Source organism: Nocardioides sp. P4_G4, assembly GCF_056401085.1.
The window spans coordinates 1-15,255 of record NZ_JBFUKA010000056.1; the positions used below are offsets into that span (position 1 = coordinate 1).

A 15,255-nucleotide genomic window follows, 5' to 3' on the forward strand; every position below is an offset into this window, starting at 1 on the left:
GGTCGTGGGCGGGCGGGACGTCGTACGCCGCGGCGGGCGGCGGGTCGGCGGGGGTGGGCGGCAGGGGGGCACCATCCGCCGCCGGAGGCGAGGGGGGCGGCGTGGGTGCCGCTGCGGGGTCGGGGGCGGACCCGGACGGTGGGCGCCGCCCGGCGATGGGGGCGGTCTCGTCCGAGGGGGGCGGGGTCGTGTCGTTCATGGGTCGAGGGTGCGGCCGGGACCTGTGTGCCACCTGTGCGGCAGCGATGACCACGCCCAGAGACGGGCGGGGGCAAAGCGGTTGCGGCCGTGCGGAAGAATGGCGGGGTTGTGCAGATCTCCTACCCCGCCGAGCTCCCGGTCTCCGCACGCCGCGAGGACATCGCTGCGGCCATCCGCGACCACCAGGTGGTCATCGTCGCCGGCGAGACCGGCTCGGGGAAGACGACCCAGCTGCCCAAGATCTGCCTCGAGCTCGGTCGCGGCGCCGAGGGGCGGCTGATCGGCCACACGCAGCCCCGCCGGATCGCGGCGCGCTCGGTCGCTGAGCGGATCGCCGAGGAGCTCGGCACCGAGCTCGGGGACCTCGTCGGCTACCAGGTGCGCTTCACCGACCGGACCTCCCGCTCGAGCCGGGTCAAGCTGATGACCGACGGCATCCTGCTCGCCGAGCTGCAGCGCGACCGCCAGCTGCGCAAGTACGACACGATCATCATCGACGAGGCCCACGAGCGGTCCCTCAACATCGACTTCCTGCTCGGCTACCTGCGCCGGCTGCTCCCCAAGCGCCCCGACCTCAAGGTCATCATCACCTCGGCCACCATCGACGTGGACCGCTTCGCCGCGCACTTCAAGGCACCCGTCGTCGAGGTCTCGGGGCGTACCTATCCCGTCGAGGTCCGCTACCGCCCGCTGCTCGAGCTCCCCGAGTCCGACGAGGAGGGTGAGCCGGTCCAGCGCGACCAGACCGAGGCGATCCTCGACGCCGTCCGCGAGCTGTCGCAGGAGGGGCCGGGCGACGTGCTCGTCTTCCTGCCCGGCGAGCGGGAGATCCGCGACACCGCCGACGCCCTCGCCGCCCTGCAGTCCGACCGCCTCGAGGTCGTCCCGCTCTACTCCCGCCTCTCCGCCGCCGAGCAGCACCGCGTCTTCAGCTCGCACCCCTCGACGATCCGCCGCGTCGTGCTCGCCACCAACGTCGCGGAGACGTCGCTGACCGTCCCCGGCATCCGGTACGTCGTGGACACCGGCGTCGCGCGCATCTCGCGCTACTCGCTGCGCACCAAGGTGCAGCGGCTGCCCATCGAGCCGATCAGCCAGGCCAGCGCCAACCAGCGCTCGGGCCGCTGCGGCCGTGTCGCGGAGGGCATCGCGATCCGGCTCTACAGCGAGGAGGACTTCGAGGGTCGCCCGGAGTTCACCGACCCCGAGATCCTGCGCACCAACCTGGCCAGCGTCATCCTCCAGATGACCTCCCTGGGCCTGGGCGACATCGCCCGGTTCCCCTTCGTCGAGCCGCCCGACAAGCGCAACGTCCGCGCCGGCGTCGACCTGCTCGAGGAGCTCGGCGCGATGCAGCCGCAGGTCCCGACACCCCTCGACGTACAACCCGCGAGCGACCAGCGGCGACGCGGCGGGCGCCCCCAGGACGGGCCGCGCCTGACCCACCTCGGCCGCCGCCTGGCCAGGCTGCCGATCGACCCGCGCCTGGGCCGGATGATCCTCGAGGCGAAGCGGCTGGGGTGCGTGCGCGAGGTGGTGGTCATCGCGGCCGCGCTGAGCCTCCAGGACCCGCGCGAGCGCCCGGCGGAGCAGCAGGCGCAGGCCGACCAGCAGCACGCCCGCTTCAAGGACGAGACGTCGGACTTCCTCACCTGGCTCAACCTGTGGCGCCACGTGAAGCAGCAGCAGCGGGAGCTGAGCTCGAGCGCCTTCCGGCGGATGTGCAAGCGCGAGTACCTCAACTACCTGCGCATCCGGGAGTGGCAGGACTTCGAGTCCCAGCTGCGCCAGGTCTGCAAGGAGATGAAGGTCGACGCCGGGCAGCCGGCCGACGTCCCCGACGCCGACGGCATCCACCAGGCCCTGCTCTCCGGCCTCCTCAGCCACATCGGTGCCCTCGAGGAGCGCGAGAAGCCCCGCGCCGGTGAGCGCCGCCCGATGCAGGAGTACGTCGGCGCTCGCGGCGCCCGGTTCGCCGTCTTCCCCGGCAGCGTCCTCAAGGGCCGCAAGCCGCAGTTCCTCATGGCCGGCGAGCTGGTCGAGACCTCGCGGCTCTGGGCGCGCCAGAACGCCGCCATCAAGCCGGAGTGGGCCGAGCACCTCGGCGCGCACCTGGTGAAGCGCAGCTGGTCCGAGCCGCACTGGTCGGCCAAGCGGGCCGCCGTCATGGCCCACGAGAAGGTCACCCTGTACGGCGTCCCGCTGGTCGCCGACCGCCTCGTCACCTACGGCAAGGTCGACCCCGCCCTGGCCCGGGAGCTCTTCATCCGCCACGCGCTCGTCTACGGCGAGTGGCGAACCCGGCACCGCTTCGCCGCAGACAACGCGCGGCTGCTCGAGGAGGCCGAGGAGCTCGAGCACCGGGCCCGGCGCCGCGACATCGTGGTGGACGAGCACACCCTCTTCGACTTCTACGACGCCCGGGTCGGCGCCGACGTCGTGAGCGGTGCCCACTTCGACCAGTGGTGGAAGCGGGAGCGCCAGGAGCGCCCCGACCTGCTGACCTTCGACCCCGAGATGCTCACCCACGCGAGCGCCGAGGAGATCCGGCAGACGGACTTCCCGACCAGCTGGCACGACAGCGACGAGGAGGGCCTGACCTTCCCCATCAGCTACCACTTCGAGCCGGGGTCGGCCGACGACGGCCTCACCATCGAGGTGCCCGTGAGCACCCTCAACCGGGTCGACGCCGGCGACTTCTCGTGGCTGGTGCCGGGCCTGCGCGAGGAGCTGGTCACCGAGCTGATCCGCAGCCTGCCCAAGAACCTGCGCGTCAGCTTCGTCCCCGCCCCCAACACGGCCCGCGAGTTCCTGGCCGCCACGCCCCCGGGGGAGGAGCCGATCCTGGACGCCCTGGAGCGCTACCTGCGCTCGAGCACCGGCGTGGTCGTCCCCCGCGAGGCCTGGGACTGGTCGCGGGTGCCGGGGCACCTCCAGCCGACCTTCCGGGTCGTCGGCGACGACGGGACCGTGGCCGCCCGGGGCAAGGACCTCGAGTCGCTCAAGGAGCCGCTGCGGCCCTCGCTGGCGCAGGCCATCGCCGACGTGGCCGCCGACTCTGGCGTCAGCACCACCGGCCGGACGTCGTGGACCTTCGGCACCATCGAGGAGTCCTTCGTCCAGCGCCGCGCCGGGCACGAGGTCCGCGGCCACCCGGCGCTGGTCGACGAGGGCGCCACCGTCGGGCTCCAGGTCTTCGCGTCCGCCGACGAGGCCGCCTCCCGGCACCGGCTCGGCGTACGCCGACTCCTGCTGCTGGCCCTGGGTCCCGCACCGTCGGTGGACCGGCTCGGCCTCGACCAGCGGGCCAAGCTCGCGCTCGTCGGGTCGCCGTACCCCTCCATCGCCGCCCTCGTCGAGGACCTGCGCCTCGCCGTGGTCGGGGACGTCGTCGACGCCCGCCCGACGGTGCGCGACGAGGCGTCGTACGACGCGCTGCTGGCGCAGGTGCGCCGTGACCACGACGCGGCGCTGCTGGCCGGCATCCACGACGCCATCCGGGTGCTCGACGCCTGGCGCGCCGCCGACCGGGCGCTGTCGGGTCGGGCCGAGCTCGCCACCCTGCCCGCGCTCACCGACATGCGCGCCCAGGTGGGGCGCCTCATCGCGCCGGGCTTCGTCGGGGAGGCGGGCGCCGCCCAGCTGCGGGAGATCCCGCGCTACCTCGCCGCCGTGCAGCACCGCCGCGAGCGCCTCGACTCCCAGGTCGCCCGGGACCGCCAGCTGATGGACCAGATCGCCGACCTCCAGGACGCCTGGCTGCACCAGGTCGCCGCCCTGCCCGACGGGCGCCCGGCGAGCGCGTCGCAGCGGGCCGTGCGCTGGATGCTGGAGGAGTACCGCGTCTCGCTGTGGGCCCAGCACCTCGGCACCCGGCACGCGGTGAGCGACCAGCGGATCCGCAAGGCGCTTGCCTGAGGCCTAGGCTGGAGCGCGTGTCCGACCAGCCCCGCCACCACAAGCCGGCCACCCCGGGCGCGTCCTTCTTCGAGGACCTCGGGGGCGGCTYCGACCCGGCCCTGCTCCGCGAGGCCGGTGACCGTGCCGCGACCCTGCTGGTGCGGGGGGCCCGCGACACCGACGACCCGGCCGTCGTGGACCGGGTGCTCCACCTCGCCGAGACCGAGGGGCTGGAGACGCTGGCCCAGGTCTGGGCGGGTGCCCCACCCGACACCCTGGCCGGCAGCCTGTGGCGCCTGTACGTCCTGCGCGCCTGGGTGCACGCCTCGCCGCTCACCGTCTCCCGGGAGTACGACGCCGGCCGGTCCCGCGCCCAGGTCGCCCGGGTGGTCGCCGGGGTCGCCGACCCGCCCGGCCCGGAGGAGCTCAAGGCCATGGTCGACGAGACGCTGCGCGGCATCGCCGGTGGGGACTTCGCGGTCACCCTGCTGCGTGCGGCGGCCTTCGCCCGGGTCGTGGCCACCGGCCGCGCCGGAGCGCAGGGGAGCAGCCACGACGACACCGTGAGGATGCTCACGCTGTCCGAGCAGCTGGAGTCGGCGGGCCACCTCGAAATGCGCCACGCGCTGGACTGACGACCTACACTCGACCTCGGAGTGCGCCGGACTGTGGAAGCCCCGGGTCCCAAAATAAGCCGCTACGAGCGGCCATGCGCCGTGAGGTGCTCCCGGCCCGGCGCACTCCGTGAACCGTCCCCCTATCCTCGGGGGATGTCCTCGCTGCGCGACCGGCTCGTCCGCCTCCTGACCCCGGCGTCGCGGTCGACGTACGCCCCGGAGGCCGACGGGGAGCCGGATCCCGGCGAGGTCGTGTGGGCGTGGGTGCCCTACGAGGACGACCCGAGCCAGGGCAAGGACCGCCCGGTGCTGGTGCTCGAGGAGACCGCCGGCGGTTGGACGGGCCTGATGCTGAGCAGCCAGGACCACGACCGCGACGCCGCCGACGAKGCGCGCTGGGGTCGCTACTGGATGGACGTCGGCACCGGCGGCTGGGACTCCCACCGCCGACCGAGCGAGGTCCGGTTGGACCGGCGCATCGCTCTGGGGCGCGACGCCGTACGCCGCGAGGGGGCGGCCCTGGACCCGCAGCTGTTCGCCGACGTGGTCGCGGCGGCGCAGCAGCACCGTTAGCGATGTGGGCGGTGCCCAGCCGCCCACTAGGGTTGCGACCGCTGTGACGATGGGACCCGACGAGCGGGTCCCCGACGACGGGAGGACACGGGCGATGTTTCGGAGGTTGGCAGCCGCAGCGACCGCGATGACCCTGTGCGCCGGCCTGGCCGCGTGCAGCGACGACGGCGGCTCCCCGGAGCCCCCGCGGGCCAGCGCGACCACCGACTCGCCGACCGCGTCGCCCACGGAGGTCGCCCGGCTCACCTTCGGCGCCTACGGCAGCGCCGACGAGCTCGCGGCGTTCCAGCAGGTCGTCGACGCCTTCAACGTCAGCTCCACGACCCGCAAGGTCGAGCTGGTGACCTGGCCCGACCACGAGGCCGCCCTCGAGGCCGTGCTGGCCGGTGAGGCTCCCGACGTCTTCATGGCCTCGCGCCGCGACCTGCGCCACCTCACCGAGGCCGAGGCCACCCAGCCGGTGAGCCAGCTGCTCGACGAACGTGGCGTCGACTTCGGCGACCGCTACTCCCGCGACGCCGTCGACGCGTTCGCGCTCGACGACGACCTCCAGTGCATGGCCTACTCGGTCTCGCCGATGGTCATCTACTACAACGACGACCTCATCGACTTCGACAAGATGGAGCGGCGCGGGCTGGATGTCCCCGGCGAGGACGCGCAGGGCGACCGCACCCGCTGGAACCTCGCCGAGTTCACCGCCGCCGCACAGTTCGCGACCCGCCGTGGCACGGCCGACGGTGTGTGGATCGAGCCCACGCTGCAGGGCCTGGCGCCGTTCATCTACTCCGGCGGCGGGAAGATCTTCGACGACAGCGACGACCCGACGTCCCTGGCCCTGTCCGACGATGCCACCGTCGACGCCCTGGACCGCACGTTGGCGGTCCTGCGCGACTCGGCCCTCACCCCGAGCCCCAGCGAGCTCGAGGAGAGCTCGGCGCTCCAGCGCTTCCGCCAGGGCAAGCTGGCGATGATCGCGGGCTTCCGTGACCTGGTGCCCGACCTGCGCCAGCGCGCCGAGCTGTCCTTCGACACCATAGCGATGCCGACCCTCGAGGAGTCGGCCACGGTCGGCGACATCGACGGCCTGTGCATCTCCGCCGACACCGAGCACGTCAACGAGGCCGCAGACTTCCTGGCCTACGCCGTGTCCGACTCGGCCATCGAGACGGTCACCCGGACCGGCTACATCGTGCCCGCCAACACGGAGGTCGCCGGCTCCGAGGTGTTCCTCGGCCCCGGCCGCCAGCCGCTCACGTCCAAGGTCTTCAACACCGCGATCCGCGGCATGGTGATCCCGCCGCTGCTGGACAACGGCGAGGAGCTCTCCGACGCCGTGGGCCCGATGATCGACGACCTGGTCACCGACCCCGGTGTGCTCGACCTCGAGCAGGCCACCGAGCAGATCGACGAGGCGTCGAAGGCCGTGCTCAGCCCCGACGAGGATCCGAGCGAGTCACCGTCGCAGTGAGTCCCGCGTGGGCGGTCGTGCGCGTGCGCGTGAATGACGGTCCGGGACATGGCCAGCTCGCGCACGTGCGCGAGCTCTGGTGGTACCGCAGCCTCTGTCCCGCGCACCTGCGCAGGACCGGCCGACGGTCAGGCGTCCTCGTCGGCCCCGTCGTCGAGGAGCTCGTCCTCGGTCGCCTCGGGCGGCTCGATGTCCCCGACCAGCACCGCACCGGTCAGCGCGCCGGTGACCAGCTCGACCTGCCAGGGGCGGGCGCCGAGGTCGCGCAGCTGCYGGCGCAGGGCGTCGGCGAGGTCGGCGGGCTCGCGGGTCGTGGGCGGCGTCCACATCGTGCGGCGCACGAAGTCGGGCGTCAGCAGGTTCTCCACCGGCAGGCCGAGCTCCTCGGCGAGGGTGAGCATCGCCGCGCGGGCAGCCTTGAAGCGGCGGTCGGCCACGGGGTCGCGGTCGGCCCACATCCGCGGGTGCGGGGGACCCTCCTGGCGGGGGGCGCGGGTCGGGAGGTCGTCCTCGGGCATCTCGAGCACGGCCTGGATGGTGCGCACCCACGTGTTGGCGTAGCGGTCGGCTCCCCGGCCGTGGAAGCCCTGGGTGCCGAGCAGCGCGCCACGGTCGGTGGGCAGCGCGGCCGCGGCGGCCACGATCGCGCCGTCCGGGATGACCCGGCCCGGCGTGACGTCACGACGTGAGGCGATCTCGTCGCGCGCCTCCCACAGGGCGCGGGCGGCCCCCACCGAGCGGCGCCCGCGGAGCTTGTGCACGCCGGAGACCCGGCGCCACGCCTCCTGGCGCACCGCGGGCTCGAAGCCGAGCAGGTGGTCGAACTCCTGGCGCGCCCAGGCGGCCTTGCCGGTCTCCTCGAGCTCGGTGGCCATCAGGTCGCGCAGCTCGACGAGCACCTCGACGTCGAGGGCGGCGTACTCCAGCCACGCCTCGGGGAGCGGGCGCGTGGACCAGTCGGCGGCGGAGTGCTCCTTGCGCATCCGCTGGCCCAGCAGGGTCTCGACCAGGGTGGCGAGCCCGACGCGGGGATAGCCGAGCAGACGGCCGGCGAGCTCGGTGTCGAACAACGAGGTCGGCTCGAGGCCCACCTCGCGCAGGCAGGGCAGGTCCTGGGTCGCCGCGTGCAGGATCCACTCGGTGCCGGCGAGGGCCTCCTGCAGGGGCGCCAGCGACTCGAAGGCGATCGGGTCGACCAGCCAGGTGCCGGCACCCTCCCGGCGCAGCTGGATGAGGTAGGCGCGTGCCGAGTAGCGGTAGCCCGACGCCCGCTCGGCGTCGATGGCCACCGGGCCGGTGGCCGCGGCGAGCGCCTTGCACGCCCGGGCCAGCCCGTCCTCGGTGTCGGTGATCCCGGGGAGTCCGTCGCGCAGGGTCAGCAGCGGGACCTCGGGAGCCTCGGGAGCGTCGGGATCCGCGACCTGGTCGGTCTCGGGCTCGGGAGTTGCTCGGCGTCGGGTCATCGTCAGGAGCCGCGCTGACCGCGCCGGCTCGGGATGGCGGTGACGCCCTCGGGCACCGGCGGCAGGCCGACGGCGGTGCACAGCAGCTCGGCCCACGCCTCGACGTGCGCCCTCATGTCGGGGACGCCGAGCTCGTCAGTGACCGGCGTCCAGGACGCGCGCACCTCGAGCTGGGCCGTGCCGTCCTCGTCGGCCATCCCGCCGAAGCTCTCGGTGGCCACGCTGGTCACGGTGCCGGAGGCGGCGACGTACTTCGCGGAGTGTGCGTCGAGGGCCTCGGTCAGCCAGGTCCAGCCCACGGCGGCGAGCATGGGGTCGCTGATGAGCTCCGGGTCGATCTCGGCGCGGGCGTAGGCGACGCAGCGGAAGGTGCCCTCCCAGGCGTCGTTGCCGGCGGGGTCGTGGAGCAGGATGATGCGGCCGGTGCCGAGGTCCACCTCGTCGACGGTCACGTCGGCCGACAGTGCGGTCGACCACGGGGCGATGCGCTGCGGGGCCGGCATCTCCTCGCAGAAGATCTCCGGACGGACCGCAGCGGCTCGCATCTGCTCTGCCGCCGCGCGGAACTCCGCGGGACCGGCGGCACCCGTTGCCGGGTGCGACTCCTGACGGGCCACCATGCGCTCCACAGTAGGTCAGGTGGGGCCCGCGACGATGTGTCGCCACGCCGCCTGACCTGCGAGGATTCGCAGCGTGACCAGCCTCGCCAACAGCCCGTTCCTCCGAGCCGCGCGTGGGGAGGACCCCGGTCACACCCCCGTCTGGTACATGCGTCAGGCCGGCCGCTCGCTGCCCGAGTACCTCGCGCTGCGCGAGGGCACCGCGATGCTGGACGCCTGCATGGACCCCGACATGGTCACCGAGATCACCCTCCAGCCCGTGCGTCGGTACGGCGTGGACGCGGCCATCTTCTTCTCCGACATCGTGCTGCCGCTCAAGGCGGTCGGTGTCGACCTCGACATCAAGCCGGGCGTCGGTCCGGTGGTGGCCCAGCCGGTGCGCACCCTGGCCGACGTCGCGGCGATCGAGGACCTCACGGCCGACCACGTCCCCTTCATCACCCAGGCGGTCCAGGGCCTGGTGGGTGAGCTCGGCGGCACCCCGCTGATCGGCTTCGCCGGGGCCCCGTTCACCGTCGCGTCGTACCTCGTCGAGGGCGGTCCCTCCAAGGAGCACGCGAAGACCAAGGCGATGATGTTCGGCGCCCCCGATGTGTGGGACGCGCTGATGACCAAGATCGCCGGCATGGCCGCGACGTACCTCCGCATCCAGGTCGAGGCCGGGGCGAGCGCCGTACAGCTCTTCGACTCGTGGGCCGGGGCGCTGACGCCCGCCGACTACCGCGCACACGTGATGCCGCACTCGGCCCGGGTCCTGGCGGCCGCCGGCGAGCTCGGGGTGCCGCGCATCCACTTCGGCGTCGGCACCACCAACCTGCTCGGCCTGATGGGCCAGGCCGGGGCCGACGTCGTGGGCGTCGACTGGCGCACCCCGCTCGAGAACGCCATCCCGCTCGTGGGGGACAAGGTCGTCCAGGGCAACCTCGACCCGACCCTCGTCTTCGCCCCGACCGAGGTGATGACCGCCCGGGCCGGCGAGATCATCGAGGCGGGCCGGGCCGCGAAGGGGCACATCTTCAACCTCGGCCACGGGGTCATCCCCAGCACCGACCCCGACCAACTCAAGCGGCTGACCGAGTTCGTGCAGTCCTACCCCCGCTGAACCGCGTCCTGCCGATCCGATCCGCCCCCTCCGGTCAGGTCAGGCCTTCTTCGCCGCCGCCTTCTTGACCGGGGTACGCCGCTGGGTCCTGGTCACCGTCGGCCGGGTGGTCGCGCTGCCGGTGACGCTCGGCGGGGTCACCTCGGGCTCCGGTGCCGGCTCCTCGGCCTCCGGGGCCTCCGCGGCCTTCGTCGCCTTGGCCGTCCTCGACCTGGTCCGGGTGGTCTTCGTGGCCTTGGCCGCCGGGGCCTTGGTGGCCTGCTCCGGGGTCTCGTCCTGGGCGGCGGGCTCCTGGGCGGCGGGCTCCGGCTCGGCCTTCGCGGGCGTGGCCTTGGTGGCCACGGCGGCCTTCGCGGGCGCGGTCTTGGTGGGCGCGGTCTTGGTGGGCGCCGCCTTGGCGGCCGCGGACTTCGCCGGTGCCGCCTTGTCGCTCGCCGCCTTGTCGTTCGCCGTCTTGTCGTTCGCCGTCTTGTCGTTCGCCGTCTTGTCGTTCGTGGCCTTCACCGGCTGGCCCTTGAGCCGCACCAGGATCTGGCGGCCCTCGGTCCGCGACTCGAGGTACGGCTGGGCCGCCACCAGCGACGAGAGCTTGGCGTGCCCGAAGTTGCGCGGGTCGAAGCTCGCCTGCGTGCGGCTGAGGTGGTTGCCGATACCGGACACGGTGGTCCAGCCCTCGTCGTCGGCCGTCGCGTTGACCGCGCGGGTCAGGGCGCTCTCCAGGTTGAGCTGCGGGGCGTCGTCCGCGTCGCCGGGGTCGACCGGGCCGGAGTCGTCTGCGCTGCTGGCGGGCTCGCGGGACCCGGCCGGCTCGGCGGACTCCTCGCCCAGGACCTCGAGGGCGATGAACCGGTCGCAGGCGTTCTGCAGCGACTGCGGGGTGCGCTGGCGCCCGAGGCCGTAGACGACCTTGCCGGACTCGCGCAGCCGCAGGGCGAGACCGGTGAAGTCGGAGTCGCTGCTCACCAGCGCGAAGGCCTCGACGTTGCCGGCGTACAACAGGTCCATCGCGTCGATGATGAGCGCCGAGTCGGTGGAGTTCTTGCCGACGGTGAAGGCGTTCTGGTGGATGGCGCGGATGGCGCGGGCGTTGAGCTCGCGGGTCCAGCCGCTCAGTCGCTGGGACGAGAAGTCGCCGTACGCGCGCTTGATGGTCGGGGTGCCGTACTTGGCGAGCTCCTCGAGCAACGCCTCTGCGTACTTCGGTGAGGTGTTGTCGGCGTCGATGAGCACGGCGATCCGGACACTGCTGCTGGGGTCGTGGTCCACACCGGCACCCTACTGAGGGTTCGTGCCGATCCGGTACGCCGCAAGCGCGGGCCGGGTGGTCGCCTCCCGGCCCGCGCCCGTGGTGCCCGCGGTGGACGTCGACGGGTCGCGTGCCCACGTCCGCCCGCGGAGGACCGTCGACGGTTCACGCGCCGACGACCCGGCTGGGGTGGTCCTCACTACTGGACCATGGTGATCAAGTTACTGGACAAATTCGGCGCGGTGCCCTCCGCGGGGCTCTCGCCCTGCACGGTTCTGCCGAGGACGGGATCGGCTCCGCCTGTCGCCCCTGGAGCTGTCGTGGCACTCGCCCCCCGGTAGCTGCCGGCGTGCCGGAGCAGCGCGGCCTGGAGGTGGCGCAGGGGTGCCGGGACGTGCTCGGCCCGACGACGCAGCATGAGCAACGAGACCGTCGTGCCGTCGCCGCGGATCGGCCGGGTGGTGATCACCCCGGCCACCACGAGCGGGTCGGCCGAGATCGAGAAGTCGGGCAGGATCGCGAGGCCCAGCCCCTCGGCCACCATCGCCTTCCCCATCTCGGCGCCGTCCGTCGAGTACGTCGTCGCGGGCAGGCTGCCGTCGAAGAGGCGGTGCGCGTAACGGTGCATCACGTAGCCGGGCCGCATCCCCACGAAGGGCTCGGCCCTCAGGTGCTCCACGGTCAGCTCGTCGAGTGCGGCGAGCGGGTGGTCGGTACGCAGGCAGGCCACGGGCTGGCCGTGGATGAGCTCGCCCGCCACCAGCCCGGCGGGGACGTCGTCGCCGGGCAGCACGTTGACCAGGCCCAGGTCGAGGGTGCCCTCGGCGAGGCGCTGGTGGATCTCGGACTGCTGGGCGTTGACGACCTCGGCGCCGGCTGAGCCGTGGCGCGCGTGCAGGTCCCGCAGGGCGGGGGCCAGCAGGGTCGAGCTCGCGGTGTTGACGGTGCCGATGCGCAGCTGTCGGGCACGCACCGCCTGGTCGCCCGCCGCCTCGCGCAGCCGGTCCACCGACTCCAGGACCTCGGTCATGTGCTGGAGGAGGTCGAGGCCCTCCCGGCTGATCCGCGAGCCCGACCGGTGCCGGTCGAGCAGGGTGAGGCCGAGCTCGCGCTCGAGCTTGGTGACCGCCTCGCTCAGGGCGGGCTGTGAGATGTGCAGCGCTTCGCTCGCCCGGCGCAGGGATCCGTGGGTGGTGACGGCCGCGACGTACTCCAGCTGTTCGATGCGCATCCGGCTGCTCCTGGGGGTGGACCGAGGGTGGGGTCGAGCGGTGGGGTCGAGCGGTGGGTGCCCGGGTGCGGCCTCGCACCCGTGGCCGGGAAAACCTGCCGCGCCCTCGTGGTGTCCGGGGGTCACGCCTGTCTAAAGTCTAGTAAAGCACTATAAATACCAGTACAAACATCATTGCAAGAACCCGGAAGCGGGCGCTGTCCCGCTGTCAGCGAAGGAGTCCTCCGTGACCACACCTGCCCCCGAGTCGGTGCTCGCCCCGTTTGGAGCCTCCCCGCGGACTCCCTCGGACTGGATCGCTCGCGCCCACGAGGTCGCGACGCGGCTGGCGGTGGACGCGGTCGAACGGGACCGGGCCAACCAGCCCCCGCACGCGGAGGTGCGGCTGCTCAAGGAGTCCGGGCTCGTCACCCTGCTCGGCCCCACCGAGCACGGCGGCGGGGGCCAGGACTGGACCACGGCGCTGCGCGTCGTGCGCGCCGTGTCGGCCGGCGACGGCTCGATCGGGCAGCTGCTCGGCTACCACTACCTCTGGGCGTGGGCCGCTCGCCTGGTCGGCACCCCGGAGCAGGTCGAGGCGGTGGAGCAGGCGGCGACCGTGGAGCAGTGGTTCTTCGGTGGGGCCGTGAACCCGCGCGACGACGACCTGACCATCCGGATCGAGGGTGACGAGCTCGTCTTCTCGGGTCGCAAGTCCTTCTCCACCGGGGGGCGCATCTCGGACGTGACCGTGCTCGAGGGCATCATCGAGGGCACCGAGGCGCACGTGTTCGCCATCGTGCCCACCGACCAGCCGGCCATCCGCTTCCACGGCGACTGGGACAACCTGGGCCAACGCCTGACCGAGAGCGGCGGCGTCACCATCGACGGCGTCCGGGTCGGGTGGGAGTCGGCTGCCGGCTACGTCCACGGGCCCGACGGCTGGGCGTTCGTCCCGCGCACCTACAACACGCTCAATGTCCCGCTGATCCAGCTGATCTTCGCGAACCTCTACCTCGGCATCGCCCAGGGTGCGTTGACGACCGCGTCCGCCTACACCCGCGAGCGCACCCGGCCGTGGCCCTACACCCCGGACGTCAAGCAGCGCGGCTCCGACGAGTTCCACGTCCTGGAGACGTACGGCGACCTCCAGTCGCGGCTGTGGGCCGCCGAGGCCCTCGCCGAGCGGGCGGCCGGCGAGATCGAGCAGATCAACGAGCACGCCGACACCGTCACCCCGCAGGAGCGGGGCCGCGCGGCGGTGGTGATCGCGGCGGCCAAGCAGGTCGCGATCGACGTGGGCCTCGACGTGGGCAGTCGCATCTTCGAGGTCACCGGCGCGCGGGCGACCGCGAGCTCGGTGGGGCTCGACATCTTCTGGCGCAACATCCGCACCCACAGCCTGCACGACCCGATCGCCCACAAGCGCGCCGAGGTCGGTCGCTACGCCCTGCTCGGGGAGATCCCCGAGCCCACCTGGTACACCTGAGGAGCCACACCATGACCACGCTCGACACGCGTCCCGAGGCGCGCCACGCCGTCGGTGCACCCGCCCACGACACGCCCCTGCTGCGGCAACTGCGCACCGAGTGGCAGCCCCTGCTCGACGAGATCCGTGGCGGGGTCCTCCAGCGTGAGCTGGACGGCGCGCTGCCCGTCGACGCCGTACGCCTGCTCAAGGAGGCGGGGTTCGGCGCGGTCCGCGTGCCCGCCGAGCTGGGCGGACGAGGCGCGACCCTCCCCGAGCTCACGCAGCTGTGGATCGAGCTCGCCTCCGTCGACGCCAACCTGCCGCAGGCCTTCCGCGGGCACTTCGCGCTCGCGGAGGACCGCCTGTGGCAGCACGCCCGCGGCCACGACCAGCGGGTGTGGTTCGACCGCTTCGTCGCCGGGGAGATCGCCGGCAACGCCTGGTCGGAGGTCGGCTCGACCACCATCGACACGCAGCGCACCACGCTGCGTCCGCTGGAGGGCGGCGACCACCGGCTCGACGGCACGAAGTACTACACGACCGGCAGCATCTTCGCGGAGTGGGCCGACGTCTACGTCCGGGTCGTCACCCCGGACCGCCCCGACGAGGCGGACGACGACTTCGCCATCGCCATCGTGGACACGCGCCACCCGGGTGTGACGGTCGTGGACGACTGGGACGGCTTCGGCCAGAAGGGCACGGGCAGCGGCACGACCACCTTCGACAACGTGCGGGTCCCGGCCGCACACGTGCTGCCGTTCGGGGACCGCTTCCCCTTCCAGACCGCCCTCTACCAGCTCAACCTCCTCGCCACCCTGGTGGGCATCGGCCGGGCCGCGCTCGACGACGTCGTCGACCGGGTCCGCGCGCGCACCCGCAACTACTCCCACGCCAACGCCCCACGGGTGCGCGACGACGCCCAGGTGCTCGCCCGGATCGGCGACATCGGTGCCGCGGTGTACGCCGCCGAGGCGGCGACGATCCGGGTGGCCGCCAGCCTCCAGGTGGTGGCCGACCTCGCGACCGCGCGGCCGGACCGGGTGGCGGCGGCCGTCGAGGTCGGCGAGCTGGAGTCGGCGGCCGCCCAGGTGGTCGTGTCCGACCTGGTGCTGCGGGCGACCAGCGACCTCTTCGACGCGTTGGGTGCCTCGGCGACCGCGCGGACCGAGGGGCTGGACCGGCACTGGCGCAACGCCCGCACGGTGGCCTCGCACAACCCGCGGATCCTCAAGTCCCGCGTCGTGGGCGCCCACCTCGTCAATGGCACCCCGCCGCCGTACGCATGGGCCATCGGCGCCACCCGTCGTTCCCAGGAGTGGGTGCAGCCCACCGGGTGAGGCGCGTCGACACCGACTGACCGGTTACGCACCGGCATCGCCACGGG

At 73.2% G+C, this 15,255-nt stretch carries 11 protein-coding genes and 1 pseudogene; 7 read left to right on the top strand and 5 right to left on the bottom strand.

The annotated features are described in order from the left end of the window. On the bottom strand, positions 1–199 hold a 199-nt coding region (locus AC1DQF_RS14010; RefSeq protein WP_477525832.1), incomplete at its 3' end, for a hypothetical protein. Between the two features lie 110 nt (positions 200–309). Here AC1DQF_RS14010 and hrpA point away from each other — a divergent pair. From hrpA to AC1DQF_RS14030, 4 genes are all read left to right on the top strand, one after another. Beyond that, positions 310–4,119, top strand: coding sequence for an ATP-dependent RNA helicase HrpA (gene hrpA, locus AC1DQF_RS14015; RefSeq protein WP_477525833.1), 3,810 nt, complete (start codon positions 310–312; stop codon positions 4,117–4,119). A 17-nt stretch (positions 4,120–4,136) separates the two neighbouring features. Further along, positions 4,137–4,736, top strand: a complete 600-nt coding sequence (locus AC1DQF_RS14020) for a hypothetical protein (RefSeq protein ID WP_477525834.1) — start codon at positions 4,137–4,139, stop codon at positions 4,734–4,736. A gap of 135 nt (positions 4,737–4,871) precedes the next feature. Then, positions 4,872–5,291: a type II toxin-antitoxin system PemK/MazF family toxin gene (locus AC1DQF_RS14025; protein ID WP_477525835.1), complete on the top strand. Its 420-nt coding sequence runs from the start codon at positions 4,872–4,874 to the stop codon at positions 5,289–5,291. Positions 5,292–5,385: 94 nt separating this feature from the next. Further along, positions 5,386–6,759: an extracellular solute-binding protein gene (locus tag AC1DQF_RS14030; RefSeq protein WP_477525836.1), complete on the top strand. Its 1,374-nt coding sequence runs from the start codon at positions 5,386–5,388 to the stop codon at positions 6,757–6,759. Positions 6,760–6,887: 128 nt separating this feature from the next. On the opposite strand, the gene AC1DQF_RS14035 is transcribed toward AC1DQF_RS14030, so the two are convergent. Next, positions 6,888–8,222, bottom strand: coding sequence for a ribonuclease D (locus AC1DQF_RS14035; protein ID WP_477525837.1), 1,335 nt, complete (start codon positions 8,220–8,222; stop codon positions 6,888–6,890). A gap of 2 nt (positions 8,223–8,224) precedes the next feature. Further along, positions 8,225–8,842, bottom strand: a complete 618-nt coding sequence (locus AC1DQF_RS14040) for a DUF3000 domain-containing protein (protein ID WP_477525838.1) — start codon at positions 8,840–8,842, stop codon at positions 8,225–8,227. Positions 8,843–8,915: 73 nt separating this feature from the next. Between AC1DQF_RS14040 and hemE the strand changes: the two genes are divergently transcribed. Further along, positions 8,916–9,944 carry a uroporphyrinogen decarboxylase gene (gene hemE / locus AC1DQF_RS14045; protein ID WP_477525839.1) on the top strand — a complete coding sequence of 343 codons (1,029 nt, stop codon included), beginning with the start codon at positions 8,916–8,918 and terminating at the stop codon, positions 9,942–9,944. A gap of 555 nt (positions 9,945–10,499) precedes the next feature. On the opposite strand, the pseudogene AC1DQF_RS14050 reads toward hemE, so the two are convergent. Both AC1DQF_RS14050 and AC1DQF_RS14055 read right to left on the bottom strand, forming a co-directional pair. Further along, positions 10,500–11,210: pseudogene (locus tag AC1DQF_RS14050) on the bottom strand (NYN domain-containing protein); the annotation flags it as partial. Between the two features lie 179 nt (positions 11,211–11,389). Further along, a complete protein-coding gene (locus AC1DQF_RS14055; protein WP_477525840.1) occupies positions 11,390–12,421 on the bottom strand; it encodes a LysR family transcriptional regulator in 1,032 nt (343 codons plus the stop codon). Between the two features lie 226 nt (positions 12,422–12,647). Here AC1DQF_RS14055 and AC1DQF_RS14060 point away from each other — a divergent pair, with 226 nt between their 5' ends. Further along, positions 12,648–13,889, top strand: a complete 1,242-nt coding sequence (locus AC1DQF_RS14060; protein ID WP_477525841.1) for an acyl-CoA dehydrogenase family protein — start codon at positions 12,648–12,650, stop codon at positions 13,887–13,889. Between the two features lie 11 nt (positions 13,890–13,900). Beyond that, entirely contained in the window at positions 13,901–15,208 is a 1,308-nt protein-coding gene (locus AC1DQF_RS14065) for an acyl-CoA dehydrogenase family protein (RefSeq protein WP_477525842.1), read from the top strand. Positions 15,209–15,255: the final 47 nt, after the last annotated feature.

Coding starts and splice junctions, on each gene's coding strand:
- AC1DQF_RS14055 (WP_477525840.1), bottom strand. CDS start 12,421: ATGCGCATCGAACAGCTGGAGTACGTCGCGGCCGTCACCACCCACGGA.
- AC1DQF_RS14065 (WP_477525842.1), top strand. CDS start 13,901: ATGACCACGCTCGACACGCGTCCCGAGGCGCGCCACGCCGTCGGTGCA.
- AC1DQF_RS14040 (WP_477525838.1), bottom strand. CDS start 8,842: ATGGTGGCCCGTCAGGAGTCGCACCCGGCAACGGGTGCCGCCGGTCCC.
- AC1DQF_RS14030 (WP_477525836.1), top strand. CDS start 5,386: ATGTTTCGGAGGTTGGCAGCCGCAGCGACCGCGATGACCCTGTGCGCC.